The sequence below is a fragment of the Nocardioides euryhalodurans genome, from assembly GCF_004564375.1.
In the GTDB taxonomy this organism is placed as follows: domain Bacteria; phylum Actinomycetota; class Actinomycetes; order Propionibacteriales; family Nocardioidaceae; genus Nocardioides; species Nocardioides euryhalodurans.
Genome location: NZ_CP038267.1, coordinates 2,370,984 through 2,386,782, shown reverse-complemented (window position 1 = coordinate 2,386,782; position 15,799 = coordinate 2,370,984). Strand labels below are relative to the sequence as shown.

Here is a 15,799-nt window from a genome sequence, read left to right as displayed (position 1 = left end):
TGTTAGTTTGCGGGGGTGAGCATCCTCGATGACGCCCGTGAGGGCATGGACACCGCCATCCGCCCGCAGGACGACCTGTTCGGCCACGTCAACGGCCGTTGGCTGGCGGAGGCCGAGATCCCCGGCGACCGCTCGAGCTGGGGACCCTTCGTCGAGCTGGCCGACACCTCCGAGCAGCGGGTTCGCGACATCATCGAGTCGCTGGCCGAGGCCGACCCCGCCTCGCTCGACGACGACGCGCGCCGGATCGGTGACCTCTTCACCTCCTTCATGGACACCGCGACCATCGAGGCGCGGGGCACCCGACCGATCCGGCCGCTGCTCGACGCCGTGGAGTCGCTGCGCGACGTCCGCGACCTCGCGGCCTTCCTCGGCGAGTTCGAGCGGATCGGCGGCTTCGGCCTGTTCGGGACCTATGTGGACACCGACGCCAAGAACTCCGACCGCTACCTCGTCAACGTGCTGCAGGGCGGCCTCGGCCTGCCCGACGAGTCCTACTACCGCGACGACAAGTTCGCCGAGATCCGCGAGAAGTACGTCGCCTTCCTGACCACGCTGTTCGGGCTGGCCGAGCACGCCGACGCGGCGGGTGCCGCCGCGACCGTGCTCGCCGTGGAGACGCGGCTCGCGGCCGGCCACTGGGAGCGCGCCGAGACCCGTGACGTCCAGAAGACCTACAACCTGCTGACGCTGGCCGAGCTCAAGGAGCTCGCCCCGGCCTTCGAGTGGGAGTCCTGGATCCGCAACCTCGGCGGCTCCGACGAGACGATCGCCGAGGCGTGCGTCCGGCAGCCGTCGTACCTCTCCCACCTGTCGCAGACGCTGACCGAGGTGCCCGTCGAGGACTGGAAGCCGTGGCTGCTCGCCCGCGTGCTCCGGGCGGCGGCGCCGTACCTCACCGACGACTTCGTCGAGGCCAACTTCGACTTCTACGGCCGCACCCTCAGCGGCACCCCGGAGCTGCGTGCCCGGTGGAAGCGCGGCGTCGCGTTCGTCGAGGGCGCGATCGGCGAGGCCGTCGGCAAGCAGTACGTCGCCCGGCACTTCCCGCCCCGCTCCAAGGAGCTGATGGACGAGCTGGTCGCCAACCTGCTCGAGGCCTACCGCCGCTCCATCACCGATCTGGACTGGATGACCGACGAGACCAAGCAGCGGGCCTTCGACAAGCTCGCCACCTTCCGCCCCAAGATCGGCTACCCCGAGAAGTTCCGCGACTACTCCGCGCTCGAGGTGCACCCCGACGACCTGATGGGCAACGCGGCGGCCGCCGCGGCGTTCGAGACCGACCGGCAGCTCGGCAAGATCGGGTCGCCCGTCGACCGTGACGAGTGGTTCATGCTGCCGCAGACGGTCAACGCCTACTACAACCCCGGCACCAACGAGATCTGCTTCCCGGCCGGGATCCTGCAGAAGCCGTTCTTCGACCCCGACGCCCACCCGGCGGAGAACTACGGCGGCATCGGCGCCGTCATCGGTCACGAGATCGGGCACGGCTTCGACGACCAGGGCTCGCAGTACGACGGCGCCGGTAACCTGGAGAACTGGTGGACCCCGGACGACCGGGCGGCCTTCGAGGTCAAGAGCAAGGCCCTGATCGAGCAGTACGACGCCCTCGAGCCGCGCGACATGCCGGGTGAGCACGTCAACGGCGCGCTCACCGTCGGCGAGAACATCGGCGACCTCGGCGGGCTGACGATCGGGCACAAGGCGTACCTCATCAGCGAGGGCGGCTCGGCCGACGTCGCCGACCGCGCCAAGGTGTTCCTCAACTGGGGCCACGTCTGGCGCACCAAGCGACGCAAGGAGCTCGCGCTGCAGTACCTCACCACCGACCCCCACAGCCCGCCGGAGTTCCGCGCCAACATCGTGCGCAACCTCGACGAGTTCCACGAGGTCTTCGGCACCGTCGAGGGCGACGGCCTCTGGCTCGCCCCGGAGGACCGGGTCCGGATCTGGTAGGCCGCCCGCCCGCCCGCCCGGTTGGGGCAGGCCGAGCAGGGGGACCATCGACCCTGCGCCACCAGGCCCGACCCTCGCTAGCCTGAGCCCACGGACCAGGAGGGGAGCGGACATGGCACAGGTCGTGGAAGAGGTCGTGCTCGAGGGGGGCGTGCTCGTGGGGCACGACGGGTCGGCACCCTCGGCGGAGGCGGTGCGCTGGGCTGCCGACGTCGCCGCGAGGACCGGCCGCCCGCTGCACGTCCTGCGTGCATGGGGGATGCTCAACGCGCCGAAGCCCCCGACGTCGGCCGTGGGCTACGTGCCACCGCTGACCGACTACGAAGAAGCCGTGCTCGCCGACCTCGAGCGCGACATCGAGCGCCTCGACCTGCCCGGTGAGGTGCACCTGCACGTCGTGCACGGCCGTGCCGCCGCGGAGCTGCTGCACTGCGCGGAGAACGCCGAGGTGCTCGTGGTGGGCAAGCGTGGCGAGGGCGGCTTCCGCGGGCTCGGCTTCGGGTCGACGGCCGACCAGGTGGTGCGGCACGCGCCGTGCCCGGTGGTCGTCGTACCGACCCACCAGCCCCACGACAGGTGATCGACCCGGCCCACACCCAGGCCGGCCACCAGGTCCGTACGGACTGGGGACCCACCGGTGCCGCGGCGATCGCGGACGGCGCCGACGTCGCGGTCGTCGTCGACGTGCTGTCCTTCACGACGACCGTGACGGTCGCGGTGGAGCGCGACATCGCCGTGCACCCCTTCGGCTGGCACGACCAGCGGGCCGAGGCGTACGCCGAGGAGCTGGACGCGACGCTCGCTGTCGGTCGGTTCGAGGCCCTGGAGCGGCCCGGGAGCGTGTCGCTCTCACCGGCGTCGCTGACCGGGGTGGCGGGCGTGGACCGGCTGGTGCTGCCGTCGCCGAACGGCTCCACGATCAGCGCGGCCCTGGCCGCCTCCGGGGCCACCGTGGTCGCCGCCTGCCTCCGCAACGCCCCGGCGGTGGCCGGTTGGCTCCGGCCACGGCTCGACGCGGGCGCGGTGGTCGCCGTCGTGCCGGCGGGAGAGCGGTGGGCCGACGGCACGCTGCGACCGGCCGCCGAGGACCTGTGGGGTGCGGGCGCGGTGCTCGCCGGGCTGGAGGAGCGGGGCTTCTCGCCGGAGTCGCGGCTCGCGCGGGCGGCGTACCGAGCCGTGGCCGGTGACCTGACCGGGGAGCTGACCGCCTGCGCGGGCGCGCAGGAGCTGATCGGCAAGGGCTTCGCCGCGGACGTGGCGGTGGCGGCGGGCCACGGGGGCAGCCGGGTGGTGCCGGTGCTGGTCCGCGGGGCGTTCGTCGCCGGGTGAGCCGTTCGGTCAGACTCCTGCCATGACGCCGCGCGACCCCGCCACCCGGAAACGCGACACCCTGGCGCTGTGGGCGACTCCCGCGGTCGACGTGTGGGTCGCGACCGCCTCCGCCGACGGCGGCGCCCACCTCGTCCCGCTGTCGCTCGCCTGGGTGGAGGAACGGATGGTCGTGGCGCTCTCCGCCACGGCACGCACGGCCCGTGACCTGGCCGCACGCGGTCGCTGCCGGATGGCCGTGGGTCCGACGCGCGACGTCACCATGGTCGACGCCGTCCTCGAGCGCACCGTCCCCGTGGGTGAGGACGAGGCCCTGGCCGCGGCCTACGCCGCCCAGGCCGACTGGGACCCCCGCGGCAGCGAGGGCTACGTCTACCTGGTGCTCCGGCCCGACCGCGTCCAGGCGTGGCGGGAGGTCGACGAGATCCCGGGGCGGACCCTGATGCGCGACGGTGCGTGGATCGTCTGAGCAGCCGTTCTTGGCTGGCTGTGCAACACTGATTACATGATTACAAACGAGCACCACGAGGCGGTGAGCGGCTGGTTCAGCGGCCGACTCCCGCAGGAGTGGACGGTCGAGCCGCCGCAGGTGGCCGTCGACCGCGAGGAGATCACCGTCGTCCTCACCGTCGCCGACGTCGACGCGGGGGAGTCGGACGTCGCCACCGCCGAGGCACGCGCCGGCCGGGCCAGGGCCTTCCGCGAGGACACCCGCGAGGCCCGGATGAAGATCGCGCGCGAGGCCCAGCACCGGTACGAGCGCAAGGTCTCGTGGGGCGTCCGGGTCGGTGGGCACGAGGAGCTGTGGACCCACGTCGCGGCGCCGGTCATGACCCGGCTGCGGCAGCCGCAGCGCCAGGTGCTCGACACGCTCGTCGAGTCGGGCGTCGCGCGGTCGCGCGCCGACGCGCTCGCCTGGTGCGTCCGCCTGGTCGGCCAGCACGAGGGCGACTGGCTGGCCGAGCTGCGGCAGGCCATGACGGCCGTCGACGACGTACGCGCCAAGGGCCCGGCCGCCTGACGGTCATCTCCGCCAGGGCCGCGGGTGCGGGTCACTCGTCGGTGCCCTCGCTGGCGGCGTCCTCGTTGCACTCGATCTGCGGCGGCTCCTCGCCGGGGAACGCCAGCAGGTTGAGGCGGGGGCCGCGGGAGCGGCTGAGGTCGTAGGCGAGAGCGGTACGACGCGCAGCCCGTCCGTCGCGCTCGACGTAGTCGTAGCCGGGCAGCGCCCGGACCCCCACGGTGAACATGCACTCGTCGAACTGGGTGATCTCCTCGACCGGCTCCGCCAGGTCCTCGAGGTCCTCGCGGAGCCCGGCGATCCCCTGGCGCAGGTCGTCGAGGTCGTCGCCGACCTCGACCCGGGGACTCGAGGTCGCGTACCTGCTGCCGCGCGACGGCGCCGCCGGCGCGCGGTCGACGGACTCCCCGGGCTCGCCGCCGCACTCCCGTCTCCCCTCCGGGCGGTCCCTGCGACCGAAGGACAGGAGCTGGTAGTCGGGGTCGTCCCACTCGCTGAGGTCCACGTCGAGTGCTGCCCGGTGACGCGATGGCCCCGCTGCGGCCGAGACCTGGAAGCCGAGGTCCTGCTCGCGGTCGCCGGCCGAGGTGATCGGCTGCCAGCGCAGGCAGGACTCCCAGTGGTCGAATCGTTCGGCACGGTCCTCGATCCGTTCCTCGAGCCGTGACAACCCCGCGAGTCGCCGGAGCAGCGAGCGGACCCCGGGACGACGGTGCTCGACCGGGTGGGGTCGCAGCTGTGGTCTGGCGTCGGCCCCGGTGCCGTTGGGGTCCGGGGCCCGGGACAGGCAGGCCCGGCGGGGGGCGAGGTCGAGAAGCCTGAAGTCCGGGCGCGGTCCCCGATGGGGGACCAGCGCGGTCCGCGGGCCCGGGCCGGTGCCGTCGCGCTCGTCGTAGGTGAAGCCCCAGCGCCCTGACGGGTCGCCCGCCTGTCGCACCGGGACCTCCGACAGGCAGCGCTCGAGCTGGTCGAACCGACCGGCGTCCCGCCTCAGGAGGGAGAGACGTCGCCCCATCCGGTCGAGCGTGGCGCCGATCGCGGCCAGCGGGCCGCGCGCCGCAGCCGGGTGCGGACGCCCGACCGTCTGGCTCGGGAGGGCTGCCAGGGCCGGGAGAGCGCCGGTCGCGGCCGCTCGCCCGGCCGTCGCGAGCGGGTCGTTCCGGGGGGTCCGCGTCCGGGCCCGAACACCTGCACCGCTGTCCGCGGGCCGCGAGTCGTGCGGGGGTCGTGCCGCGGCTCCCGACGCGAGCGGCGGTGACTCCACGGCTCCGATGTCACATCCGTCGCCGCCGTCGCGCAGCCGCCCGATGGCGTCCCGCCGCAGGACGTCGTCCCAGTCGACGTACGCCGACAGCAGCTGGCCACCGCGCAGCGGGTCGGGGAGCTGGCCGAGGCACCGACCGGTCGGGATCACGCGTCGGAGTGGGCTGTCGGGCAACGGCTCCAGCACGAATCCGCGGGGATCGTCCTCGAGTCGCGCCAGCCGCGGCTCCTGGCCCGTCACGTCCGTGGCGTCCGTGAGGCGACAGCTGTCGTCGCTGACGAAGTTGTAGCCCCGGGAGGAGGCGGCATAGACCCGGCAGCTCCGCCGGGTCGGGATCGTGTCGCCGGTGACACCCTCGGTGACCGGCGGACCGATGACGGTCGCGAAGCTGCTCACGGGACCGGCTGACCCCAGGTCCCCGCCGATGGGGGCGATGTTGGCGGTGAGCGTGGTGCCGATCAGGGTCGTCCGCCCCGCTGCCAGCACGCCGCCGCCATCCCCTTCTGCGTAGTTGTTGGCGACGGTGGCGTTGACCAGGGTCAGGTCGCCCCGGGCCCAGATTCCTCCACCGGCGTGTGCGACGGCGAGGTTGCGCGCGATGGTGGAGTTGACGACCAGCACGTCGGCCTCACCCGAGATGGCACCCCCGCGGTCGTCGGCGCGGTTGCCGTTGAGGGTGGACCCGAGGACGGCGACGTCGCCGTCCAGCGTGAAGATCGCGCCACCAGGCCCGTCGGCGTCACTCCCGTCGATGTGGGAGTCGATGACGGTGACGTCACCGTCCTCGTCGGCGTACAGCGCGCCGCCGTCGCCGTCCGTGGTGTTCCCGTCGACCTCCGACCGCACGACCAGGATGTCGCCCGTCGACCCGATGGCGCCTCCCGAGCCGTCCACCAGGTTGTTGCTGATGATCGAGTCGTAGACCTGGACGCCACCGCGTCGGGCGTACAGCGCTCCTCCGTCGTCGTTGGCCAGGTTGCCGTTGAGGCGGGACCCGAAGACCGTGATCCGACGCATCGAGAAGACCCCGCCGCCGGGTTCCTCCGCGAGGTTCTGACGGACCGTCACGTCGCGCAGCACGATCTCGCCCCGGGACGTCAGGGCCGCTCCGGGTCCGTCGGAGCCGCCCCGCATCAGCCGCACCCGCCGGACGTCGAGGAACCCCGTCCCGTCCTGGCGAAGCAGCCGCTTCTCGAAGCAGGCCTGGCTGAGCGTGAAGCCGTGGCCGTCGAGCACCAGCGGGAAGGGCGACTCCCGGATCGGGTCTCCCGTGGCACAGTCGCGCAGGACGATGTCGGCTGCCAGGTCGATCCGTCGACGGGTGGGATCGCTCCACGCGGCCCGGAGCTGGGACTCCGTCGCCACCACGGGGTCGGTCCGGCCGGTCGGCGTCCCGGGGGCAGCGGCCCGTGCCGACGCAGGTGGGGTGTTCAGGCCGAGCAGGACCACCACGCCCGCCGCCACCGCCACCAGGGTGCGGGCGTGTCCCCGTTCCCACCCCCAGAGGGACACACCTCGACGGTACGAACCGGCTCGCCGCCGTCTCGGAGGCGCGCCGCGGCGCCCGGGTCGATCTGGCACCCGGCCCCGTCCGCCCACGGTGCCGTCGGAGGCCGCTGGTAGACAGGCCCGGTGAGCGCAGCGACCGACGTACGCCAGCAGGCCGAGCAGCACCTCCGCGCGCTCGTCGGCCGTGACGACGCGAGCCTCCACGAGGACCAGTGGGCCGCGATCGAGGCGCTGGTCGTCGAGCGCAAGCGGTCGCTGGTGGTGCAGCGGACCGGCTGGGGCAAGTCGGCGGTCTACTTCGTGGCGACCCTGCTGCTCCGCGCGCAGGGGAGCGGCCCGACCGTGATCGTCTCGCCGCTGCTGGCCCTGATGCGCAACCAGATCGCGGCGGCAGAGCGGGCGGGCATCCGTGCGGTCACGATCAACTCCACCAACATCGAGCAGTGGGAGCCGATCCAGGACGCCGTCCGCGCCGGCGAGGTCGACGTCCTCCTCGTCAGCCCTGAGAGGCTCAACAACCCGGGCTTCCGCGACGAGGTGCTGCCCCGGCTGGCCGCGACCTGCGGGCTGCTCGTGATCGACGAGGCCCACTGCATCTCCGACTGGGGCCACGACTTCCGTCCCGACTACCGCCGGATCCGGACGCTGCTGGGCGACCTCCCCGACGGGATCCCGGTCCTCGCCACGACCGCGACCGCCAACCAGCGGGTCACCGACGACGTCGCCGAGCAGCTCGGCGTGGACGTCCTCGTGCTGCGGGGGTCGCTCGACCGGGCGTCGCTGCGGCTGGGGGTGGTCCGGCTGCGCACCGCGGAGCAGCGGCTCGCCTGGCTCGCCGACCACCTCGCCGAGCAGCCCGGGTCAGGGATCGTCTACTGCCTGACGGTCGCCGCGACCCAGGAGGTCGCCGACTACCTCCGCTCCCGCGGCCACGCCGTCGCGGCGTACTCCGGCCAGACCGAGCCCACCGAGCGGCAGGCGCTCGAGCAGGACCTCCTCGACGGCCGGGTCAAGGCGCTCGTCGCGACCAGCGCGCTCGGCATGGGCTTCGACGCCACCCTCGGCTTCGTCGTCAACCTCGGTGCGCCCTCCTCGCCGGTCGCCTACTACCAGCAGGTCGGCCGCGCCGGCCGTGGGACCGACGAGGCCACCGTGGTGCTGCTGCCCGCCACCGAGGACCGCGACATCTGGGCGTACTTCGCCTCCCTCGCCTTCCCCCGCGAGCAGCTCGTGCGCGAGACCCTGTCCGCGCTGGCCGACCACGGCCCGCTGAGCACCGCCGCCCTCGAGACGTACGTCGACCTCTCCCGCACCCGCCTCGAGACGATGCTCAAGGTGCTCGACGTCGACGGTGCCGTGCGGCGGGTCAAGGGCGGGTGGGAGTCGACGGGGCGCGCGTGGGCCTACGACGAGGAGCGCTATCGGCGGGTCACCGAGGCACGCGAGCGCGAGCAGGCGGCCATGCTGGCCTACCTCGACCACGACGGCTGCCGGATGGAGTTCCTGCGCCGCCAGCTCGACGACCCGGCCGCAGAGCCGTGCGGCCGCTGCGACAACTGCGGCGGCCTCGGCCTCGCCACCGACGTCAGCGAGGCCGCGGTGGAGGAGGCGGGGGCCCGGCTCGCCCGCCCAGGGGTGGCGCTCGAGCCGCGCAAGATGTGGCCGACCGCGCTCGCCAACCTCGGCATCGAGCTGAAGGGCAAGATCGGCGACGGCGCCGACGAGGGACGAGCGGTCGCCCGGCTCACCGACCTCGGCCACGGGACCGCCCTGCGGACGCTCCTCACCAGCGACGACGGCCCGGTCCCGGCCCCGATCGCCCGCGCGGTCGTCGAGCTGCTCGGCGACTGGCAGCCGCCGGTGGAGGCGATCGCCCTCGTCGAGTCGGCCACCCGCCCCGCGCTGGTCCGCGACCTCGCCGACGGGCTGTCCCGCCACCTCGGCGTCCCGGTCGTCGCGCGGTGGTCGATCGCCGACCCCGACGTGCGCCCCGGCCAGGGCGCCACGAACTCCGCCCAGCGGGTCGCCGCCGTCGGCCGCCGTTACCGGCTCGACGGCTCGGTGCCCGCGGGGCCGGTGCTGCTGGTCGACGACCAGGTCGTCACGGGCTGGACGATGACGCTGGCGGCGCGAGCGCTGCGCCGGGCCGGCGCCACGGGGGTCCACCCGCTCGCGCTGGCCCTCTCGGGCTGATCCGGGCGGCTGGTCGCCCGGCGGCGACGAGCGACCCGGCCGCGGTCAGCGGCCGACGTCGACCCGCTCGGGAGCCGCGGTCGCCCGACGGCGTACGCCCGCGAGCGCCAGCGGCACGATCAGGCCGAGCGCGGCGATGGACCACAGCGAGATCGAGAGCGCCCCGTCGAAAAGGCCGCTCGCGCTGCCACCCGACAGGAGCACGGCGCGCAGCATCTGCTCCTCGAACAGCGGCCCCAGGATCAGCCCGACGACCGCCGGCGCGACGGGGATGTCGGCCATCGCCATCAGCACGCCGAGCATGCCGATCACGAGCAGCACGAGCAGGTCGGCCAGCCCGCCGCCCGAGGCGAAGGTGCCCAGGGTCGCGAAGATCATGATCGCGCCGTAGATCGCGTACGCCGGGATCTGCAGCAGCCGGGCCCAGACCTTGGCCAGCGGCAGGTTGAGGACCAGCAGCATCAGGTTGCCGATGAGCAGGCTCGCGAGCAGGGCGTAGACCAGGTCGCCGGACTCGCTGAAGAGCAGCGGCCCGGGCTGCAGCCCGTAGGACTGGAAGGCGGTCAGCAGCACGGCCGCGGTCGCCGACGTCGGCAGGCCGATCGTGAGCAGCGGCACCAGCACCCCGGCGGCCGCCGCGTTGTTGGCGGCCTCCGGCCCGGCCACGCCCTCGATGGCGCCGTGGCCGAAGTCCTCGGGGTGCTTGCTGAGCTTGCGCTCGGTGGCGTACGACAGGAACGTCGGGATCTCGGCCCCGCCCGCGGGCAGAGCCCCGATCGGGAAGCCGAACGCGGTTCCCCGCAGCCACGCGGGCCAGGAGCGCCGGAAGTCCTCGCGGGTCATCACAGCGCGGCCGTGGAGCGGCGTGACGGTGCCGCCGCCCCCGCCCTTGAGGGCGTGCTGGAAGACCTCGCCGATCGCGAACAGCGCCACCACCACGATCACGACGTCGACACCGTCGAGCAGCGTCGGCACCCCGAAGGTCAGCCGCGACTGGCCGCTCTGGCTCTCGATCCCCACCAGGCCGAGGGTGAGCCCGACGAGCAGGCTGCCGATGCCCTTGAGCGGGGAGGTGCCGAGCAGCGTGGCGACGGTGACGAAGGCGATCGCCATCAGCGCGACGTAGTCGGCCGGGGTGAAGCTCACCGCCAGGTCGGCGAACGGCTGGGCCAGGAACGTGAGCAGCAGCGTCGCGATGGTGCCGGCGACGAACGAGCCGATCGCTGCCGTCGCCAGGGCCGAGGCGGCCCGGCCCGACCGCGCCATCTTGTTGCCCTCGAGCGCCGCCACCATCGAGGCGCTCTCGCCGGGGGTGTTGAGCAGGATCGCCGTGGTCGAGCCGCCGTACATGCCGCCGTAGTAGATGCCGGCGAAGAGGATCAACGCCCCGGTCGGGTCGAGCGTGAAGGTGATCGGGAGCAGCAGCGCCACGGTCAGCGCCGGGCCGATGCCCGGCAGCACGCCGACGGCCGTGCCGATGGTGACGCCGAGCAGCGCCAGCAGCAGGTTGGTCGGGGTGAGGGCGGCCGCGAAGCCGTCCATCAGCAGCGAGAACGAGTCCATCTCAGAACCCCCAGGGCCCGGCCGGCAGGCTGATGCCGATCGCCACGTCGAAGAGCAGCCACACCACGGCGGCCACGCTGAACCCCACGGCGAACATCTCCACCGGCCGCGGGGCGCCGAGCACGCTGGCCGTCACGCCGTAGAGGAGCGTGGCGGCGACGACGTACCCGACGAAGGGCACGACCAGCGCGAACACCACGAGGCCGGCGACCAGCAGCCCGAGCCGCTTCCAGTCCTGCGACGTGGTGTGGTCGGAGACCTCCCACACGCCCATGTCGCGCCGGCCGCGGACCACGGTGAGCACGCCCACCAGCAGCAGCGCCGACCCCACGACGTACGGGACGGTGGCCGGCCCCACGGCGTTGCCGCCGTTTTCCAGGCGCACGGCCGTGACGAGGACGACGACCGACAGCACCAGCAGCACGGCCCCGAAGACCATGGTGGCGAGCGCGGTGGTCCGGTCGTCGGCGATGTGGAGGCGCTCGGCCTCGGCCTCGCCGACCAGGTCGCCGCGGACGTTGATGGAACGGGTGCGCTTCCTCGTCATCTCAGATCCCCAGCTCCGCGACCACTTCGTCGACCCGGGTGACCTCCTGGTCGAGGAACTCCTCGAAGTCGTCGCCGGTGAGGATCTCCGAGGTCCATCCCTGCCGGGCCAGCGCCTCGTCCCAGGCCTCGCTCCCGGTCATGTCGGTGACCAGGTCGACGAGTGCCTGCCGCTCGCTCTCGGTGATCCCGGGAGGTGCGACGACCCCACGCCAGTTGGTGAGCTCCACGTCGATGCCGGACTCCTGCAGGGTGGGGGTGTCCGGAAGGGCCTCGACCGGCTCGGTGCCCGAGACCGCGATCGCGCGGAGCGCCCCGCTCTCGATCTGGGGCAGGAACTCCGAGACCCCGCTGATGCCGGCGGTCGCGCTGCCGGAGAGCAGGGTGGCGATCGCCTCGCCACCGCCGGCGTGGGCGATGTAGTTGACGTCGGCCGGGTCCTGCTCGAGATCCTGGGCCACCAGGCCGGCGAGGATCTGCTCGGCGCCGCCCGCCGAGCCCCCGGCCCACGACACCGAGCCCAGGTCCTGCTCGAGCGAGGTCACGAGGTCGTCGATCGTCTGGATGTCGGAGTCGGCCGGCACGACCACGACGAGGCTCTCGGTGGTCAGCTCCGCGATGGGCGTCACCTCGTCGAGCGTGACCGAGGAGTCGTTGGCGGCGATCGCCCCCACCATCACCAGGCCCATCACCATCAGCTGGTTGGGCTGGCCCTCGAGGTTGCGGAAGTTGCTGAGCCCGATGGTCCCGCCGGCACCGCCGACGTTGTAGACCTCGGTCCGGCCCAGGATGTCCTGCAGGCTGGACTGCATCTCGCGAGCCGTGCTGTCCCAACCACCGCCCGGGTCGGCGGGCGCCATGATCTTGAGCTGCTTGCCGCCCAGCGCCTCCTGGGCCGCCTCGCTGGGCTCGCTCCGGGTGACGCTGACGACGACCACCACCACGGCGAGCACGGCCGCAACGGCGTACGGCAGGACGCGGGTGAGGCCGGCGACGGGTCGTCGCTGCTGGGCCATGAGGGTGATACCTCCGAGATGCGTGTGACGGGCGCCACCACCCTCCCACCCCGCCGCAGGAGCGTCCACGCTCGCCACATCGTGAGCCTTTAAGCACTAAGTCGAGTGGGTAACTTGATTTAGGCCCGGCGTTCTCGGCATGATCGCCCGCATGGCGCTCCCCGACCTGCTGCAACGCGAGCACGCCCCCGCGGCCACGACCCCGTCCCGGGAGCGCTTCGTCGTCCGGGTGCTGCCCGAGCTGGGTGCGCTGCTGCTGGTCGCCGTGCTGTGGCCGCGGACGGCGGGGATGACCTCGTCCGCGGGCGGACCAGGGCCGGCCTTCGTCCCCCAGCTGCTCCTTGGCGTCCTCGCGGCCAGCGCCCTCGTGGGCGTGCTGCTCGAGGTGCGCAGGCGGCTCGGTGGCCACCGCGACCGGACGGCCGTCGCGGTGGCAGCGACCGACCCGGACGCGGCGACGGAGGGAGAGGAGCCGACGAACCTGCGACGCGCCCTCCTCGCGGCCGCCCTCGTGCTGACGTACGTCGCGGCCACGGCGCTGCTGGGCTGGCTGCTGGCGTCGACGGCGTTCGCGCTGGTCTTCCTCCGGTTCTCCGGCCACCGCCGGCCGTGGCCCCTGGTCGCCGTCGCGGTCGTCGCACCCCAGGTGCTGGCCTACGTCTTCGTCAAGGTCGTCTACATCGCCCTGCCGACCGGGGTCGGTGTCTTCGACACCGTGACCGTCGCGCTCTACCGGCTGTTCGGCATCTACTGACCGACCGCCGACCGGACCTCCTCCCCCGATCCCAGGAGTCTCTCTCGTGGAAACGCTCTCGGGCGTCCTGGACGCCTTCTCGTCCTTCGACGCCACGCTGTGGGCGGTGCTCGTCGTCGGTGTCGTCGCCGGCCTGCTCGTCGGCGTGCTGCCGGGCCTCACCTTCGTCATGGGCGTGCTGCTGCTCCTGCCGCTGACCTACGGGATGGGCGCCGAGAGCGGGGTCGCGCTGATGCTGGCGGTCTACGTCGCCGGGACGTACGGCGGTGCCATCACCTCGATCCTGCTGCACGTCCCGGGCGAGCCGAACCACGTGCCACTGCTGTGGGACGGGCACACCATGGCCCGACAGGGCCGCGCCGCCGAGGCGTTGGGCTGGGCGGCCGTGGCGGCGCTCGCCGGTGGGCTGGTGTCGTGGCTGGTCCTGGCCTTCGTGTCGGAGCCGATCTCGCGGCTGGCCCTCAACCTCGGCCAGCCGGAGTACTTCCTGGTCGTGCTGATCGGCCTCACCAGCGTGCTGGTCCTCACCGACGACTCGGTCCGCCGCTCGCTCATGGCGCTGGTCGTGGGCATGCTGATCGCGACCGTCGGGGTGGACGACGTCTACGGGTCGGTGCGCTTCAGCTTCGGCAGCGACCTGCTCCGTGACGGCATCGACTACCTCCCGGTGATGATCGGCGTCTACGCCGTCACGCACGTGCTCGTCCGGTTCGGTGCCAGGTTCGCGGCCGACGAGGAGGCGCAACCCACCCGCGTCCGGACGGTGGTCCCCGGTCCCGGCGCGATCTGGCGCCGCCGCGGCAGCCTCACGCGCGGCGTCACGTTGGGGTCGCTGATCGGGACGGTGCCGGGCGCCGGTGCGACCGTCGCGTCGTTCCTGGCCTACGGGGTCGAGCGCCAGGTCAGCCGCGACCGGCACACCCTCGGCCGCGGCAACCCCGACGGCGTCATCGCCCCGCAGGCCGCCTCGACGGCAACGGTGGGTGGCGCGCTCGTCCCGATGCTCGTCCTGGGCATCCCCGGGAGCGCGGCGACCGCCGTGATCCTCGGCGCGCTGCTGCTCCACGACGTGCAGCCCGGCCCGCAGATCTTCCAGACCCAGCCGGAGCTCGTGTACACCATCATCGCGGCGCTCCTCGTGAGCGTGCTGCTGATGTTCGTCCTCGGCCTGCTGACGGCCGGCCCCATGGTGCGGCTGCTGCGCGTGCCCGAGGCGTACGTCGCCGTCCTGATCGTGCTGTTCGCCTACATCGGCGCCTTCGCGATCCGCAACACGCTCTCGGACGTCTGGATCATGGCGGGGTTCGCCGTGCTCGGCCTGCTGCTCGAGCGGTACGGCTTCCCGCTGGCGCCGCTGGTCCTCGGCGCGATCCTCGGGCCGCTCGCCGAGCGCTACCTCACCACCACGCTGATCGCGTCGGACAACGACCCCTCGGTCTTCCTGACCCGACCGCTCTCCGCGGCGCTGCTGGCCCTCTGGGTGGGACTCGTGGTCCTGCTCTCGGTCCGTGCGCTCCGCGCCTCCCGCGCGTCGCGCGGTGGAGCCCCCGACCACCCGGGGCAGACCCCGGGAGCAGAGCCGGGTGCGAACCCCGGCACCGACCCCCAGCACCACGAGGAGAACACCCGTGCCTGATCCCTTCCGCAGCCCCACCGCCCTCGCCGCCGTCGTCGGGCTCTCCCTTGCCCTCGGCGGGTGCGGCCTCGTCGACGGCGAGTCGTCCGGGGCCGCCGGCGCCACGTCGGGTCGACCGATCGAGCTGGTCGCGCCCTTCGGGCCCGGAGGCGGCTCCGACCAGGTCGCGCGGGCCATGGCCCAGGCGATGGCCGGTCCGCTCGACGCCGACGTCCCGGTGGTCAACGTGCCGGGAGCGACCGGCAGCACCGGCATGACAGAGATGCTCTCGGGCCGCGCCGGCGAGACCATGGCCGTCCTGATCCAGGACACGCTGGCCACCGTGTCGGCGGGCGGCGCCGCGTTCGGGATGGACGAGGTGCAGGCCGTGTGCCGGGTGCAGTCGATGCCCTCGGCGCTGCTCGTGCGCAAGGACACCTTCGAGGACTGGGAGGACCTGCTGGGCGAGGCCCGCGACGCCCAGCAGCCCCTGACCGTCGCCACGGTCGGCTCCAACAGCGTCGACGACGTGGTGCTCGGTGCGGTCGAGGAGGTGCACGGCGCGCCCTTCCGGGCGGTCCCGTACGCCGAGCCCACCGAGCGCTACACCGCCCTGCTGAGCGGTGAGGTCGACGTGCTCTACGAGCAGCTCGGCGACGTCCGCCAGTACCTCGACTCCGGTGACTTCGTGCCCGTCGTGCTGCTCAGCGAGGAGCCCGTCGAGGGGATGGAGGACGTCCCGCTGGCGGCCGACGTCGATCTGCCGGACGAGGTCGTGCTCCCGCAGTTCCGGGGCCTCGTGGTCTCGGCCGACGCCTCCGACGAAGCGGTGGAGACGCTGGCGGCCGCCTGCGAGGAGGGTGTCGGCACCGACGACATGGCCTCCTTCCAGGAGCAGGTGTACGCCGCCGACGACAGCCATCTCGGGCCGGAGGAGTTCCAGGCCTTCCTGGAGGAGCAGGAGTCTCTGATCTCCGAGCAGCTCGCGGCCTACGACATCGGTTCCTGAACCGAGGAGAGGAGAACGACC

At 73.1% G+C, this 15,799-nt stretch carries 13 protein-coding genes; 9 read left to right on the top strand and 4 right to left on the bottom strand.

The genetic code is table 11. From position 1 onward, the window contains the following. The first annotated feature begins 15 nt into the window (after positions 1-15). From EXE57_RS11420 to EXE57_RS11400, 5 genes are all read left to right on the top strand, one after another. Positions 16-1,959, top strand: a complete 1,944-nt coding sequence (locus EXE57_RS11420) for a M13 family metallopeptidase (RefSeq protein WP_135077606.1) — start codon at positions 16-18, stop codon at positions 1,957-1,959. Between the two features lie 112 nt (positions 1,960-2,071). Next, positions 2,072-2,539: a universal stress protein gene (locus EXE57_RS11415; protein ID WP_135077604.1), complete on the top strand. Its 468-nt coding sequence runs from the start codon at positions 2,072-2,074 to the stop codon at positions 2,537-2,539. Then, entirely contained in the window at positions 2,536-3,288 is a 753-nt protein-coding gene (locus EXE57_RS11410) for a 2-phosphosulfolactate phosphatase (RefSeq protein ID WP_244246793.1), read from the top strand. Before EXE57_RS11415 ends, EXE57_RS11410 begins: the two co-directional genes overlap by 4 nt. Positions 3,289-3,310: 22 nt before the next feature. Beyond that, a complete protein-coding gene (locus tag EXE57_RS11405) occupies positions 3,311-3,757 on the top strand; it encodes a pyridoxamine 5'-phosphate oxidase family protein (RefSeq protein ID WP_135077602.1) in 447 nt (148 codons plus the stop codon). Between the two features lie 36 nt (positions 3,758-3,793). After that, the gene (locus tag EXE57_RS11400) at positions 3,794-4,309 is read left to right on the top strand and encodes a hypothetical protein (protein ID WP_167305883.1); all 516 of its coding nucleotides are present in this window, start codon (positions 3,794-3,796) and stop codon (positions 4,307-4,309) included. Between the two features lie 31 nt (positions 4,310-4,340). Here EXE57_RS11400 and EXE57_RS11395 read toward each other — a convergent pair whose 3' ends face one another. After that, entirely contained in the window at positions 4,341-7,085 is a 2,745-nt protein-coding gene (locus tag EXE57_RS11395) for a hypothetical protein (RefSeq protein WP_135077600.1), read from the bottom strand. 120 nt (positions 7,086-7,205) lie between these two features. On the opposite strand from EXE57_RS11395, the gene EXE57_RS11390 reads away from it, so the two are divergent. Then, the gene (locus tag EXE57_RS11390) at positions 7,206-9,275 is read left to right on the top strand and encodes a RecQ family ATP-dependent DNA helicase (RefSeq protein WP_135077598.1); all 2,070 of its coding nucleotides are present in this window, start codon (positions 7,206-7,208) and stop codon (positions 9,273-9,275) included. A 45-nt stretch (positions 9,276-9,320) separates the two neighbouring features. Here EXE57_RS11390 and EXE57_RS11385 read toward each other — a convergent pair whose 3' ends face one another. The 3 genes from EXE57_RS11385 to EXE57_RS11375 are packed head-to-tail and all read right to left on the bottom strand — an operon-like array spanning position 9,321 to position 12,400. Next, positions 9,321-10,838 (bottom strand): tripartite tricarboxylate transporter permease, encoded by a 1,518-nt coding sequence (locus EXE57_RS11385; RefSeq protein WP_135077596.1) that lies wholly within the window; start codon positions 10,836-10,838, stop codon positions 9,321-9,323. A 1-nt stretch (position 10,839) separates the two neighbouring features. Further along, positions 10,840-11,385, bottom strand: a complete 546-nt coding sequence (locus tag EXE57_RS11380; protein ID WP_135077594.1) for a tripartite tricarboxylate transporter TctB family protein — start codon at positions 11,383-11,385, stop codon at positions 10,840-10,842. 1 nt (position 11,386) lies between these two features. Next, entirely contained in the window at positions 11,387-12,400 is a 1,014-nt protein-coding gene (locus EXE57_RS11375) for a Bug family tripartite tricarboxylate transporter substrate binding protein (protein ID WP_135077592.1), read from the bottom strand. Between the two features lie 151 nt (positions 12,401-12,551). Between EXE57_RS11375 and EXE57_RS11370 the strand changes: the two genes are divergently transcribed. From EXE57_RS11370 to EXE57_RS11360, 3 genes are read left to right on the top strand one after another with little or no spacing between them, the layout of a single operon-like run. Then, entirely contained in the window at positions 12,552-13,154 is a 603-nt protein-coding gene (locus EXE57_RS11370; RefSeq protein WP_167305882.1) for a tripartite tricarboxylate transporter TctB family protein, read from the top strand. Between the two features lie 46 nt (positions 13,155-13,200). Then, positions 13,201-14,790: a tripartite tricarboxylate transporter permease gene (locus EXE57_RS11365; RefSeq protein ID WP_167305881.1), complete on the top strand. Its 1,590-nt coding sequence runs from the start codon at positions 13,201-13,203 to the stop codon at positions 14,788-14,790. Continuing rightward, the gene (locus tag EXE57_RS11360) at positions 14,783-15,778 is read left to right on the top strand and encodes a Bug family tripartite tricarboxylate transporter substrate binding protein (protein WP_135077586.1); all 996 of its coding nucleotides are present in this window, start codon (positions 14,783-14,785) and stop codon (positions 15,776-15,778) included. Before EXE57_RS11365 ends, EXE57_RS11360 begins: the two co-directional genes overlap by 8 nt. Positions 15,779-15,799 lie beyond the last annotated feature (21 nt).

Bases quoted from the DNA above. Each gene is read 5' to 3' on its own strand.
- EXE57_RS11415 (WP_135077604.1), top strand. From the start codon at position 2,072: ATGGCACAGGTCGTGGAAGAGGTCGTGCTCGAGGGGGGCGTGCTCGTG.
- EXE57_RS11405 (WP_135077602.1), top strand. From the start codon at position 3,311: ATGACGCCGCGCGACCCCGCCACCCGGAAACGCGACACCCTGGCGCTG.
- EXE57_RS11400 (WP_167305883.1), top strand. From the start codon at position 3,794: ATGATTACAAACGAGCACCACGAGGCGGTGAGCGGCTGGTTCAGCGGC.
- EXE57_RS11385 (WP_135077596.1), bottom strand. From the start codon at position 10,838: ATGGACTCGTTCTCGCTGCTGATGGACGGCTTCGCGGCCGCCCTCACC.
- EXE57_RS11380 (WP_135077594.1), bottom strand. From the start codon at position 11,385: ATGACGAGGAAGCGCACCCGTTCCATCAACGTCCGCGGCGACCTGGTC.
- EXE57_RS11375 (WP_135077592.1), bottom strand. From the start codon at position 12,400: ATGGCCCAGCAGCGACGACCCGTCGCCGGCCTCACCCGCGTCCTGCCG.
- EXE57_RS11370 (WP_167305882.1), top strand. From the start codon at position 12,552: ATGGCGCTCCCCGACCTGCTGCAACGCGAGCACGCCCCCGCGGCCACG.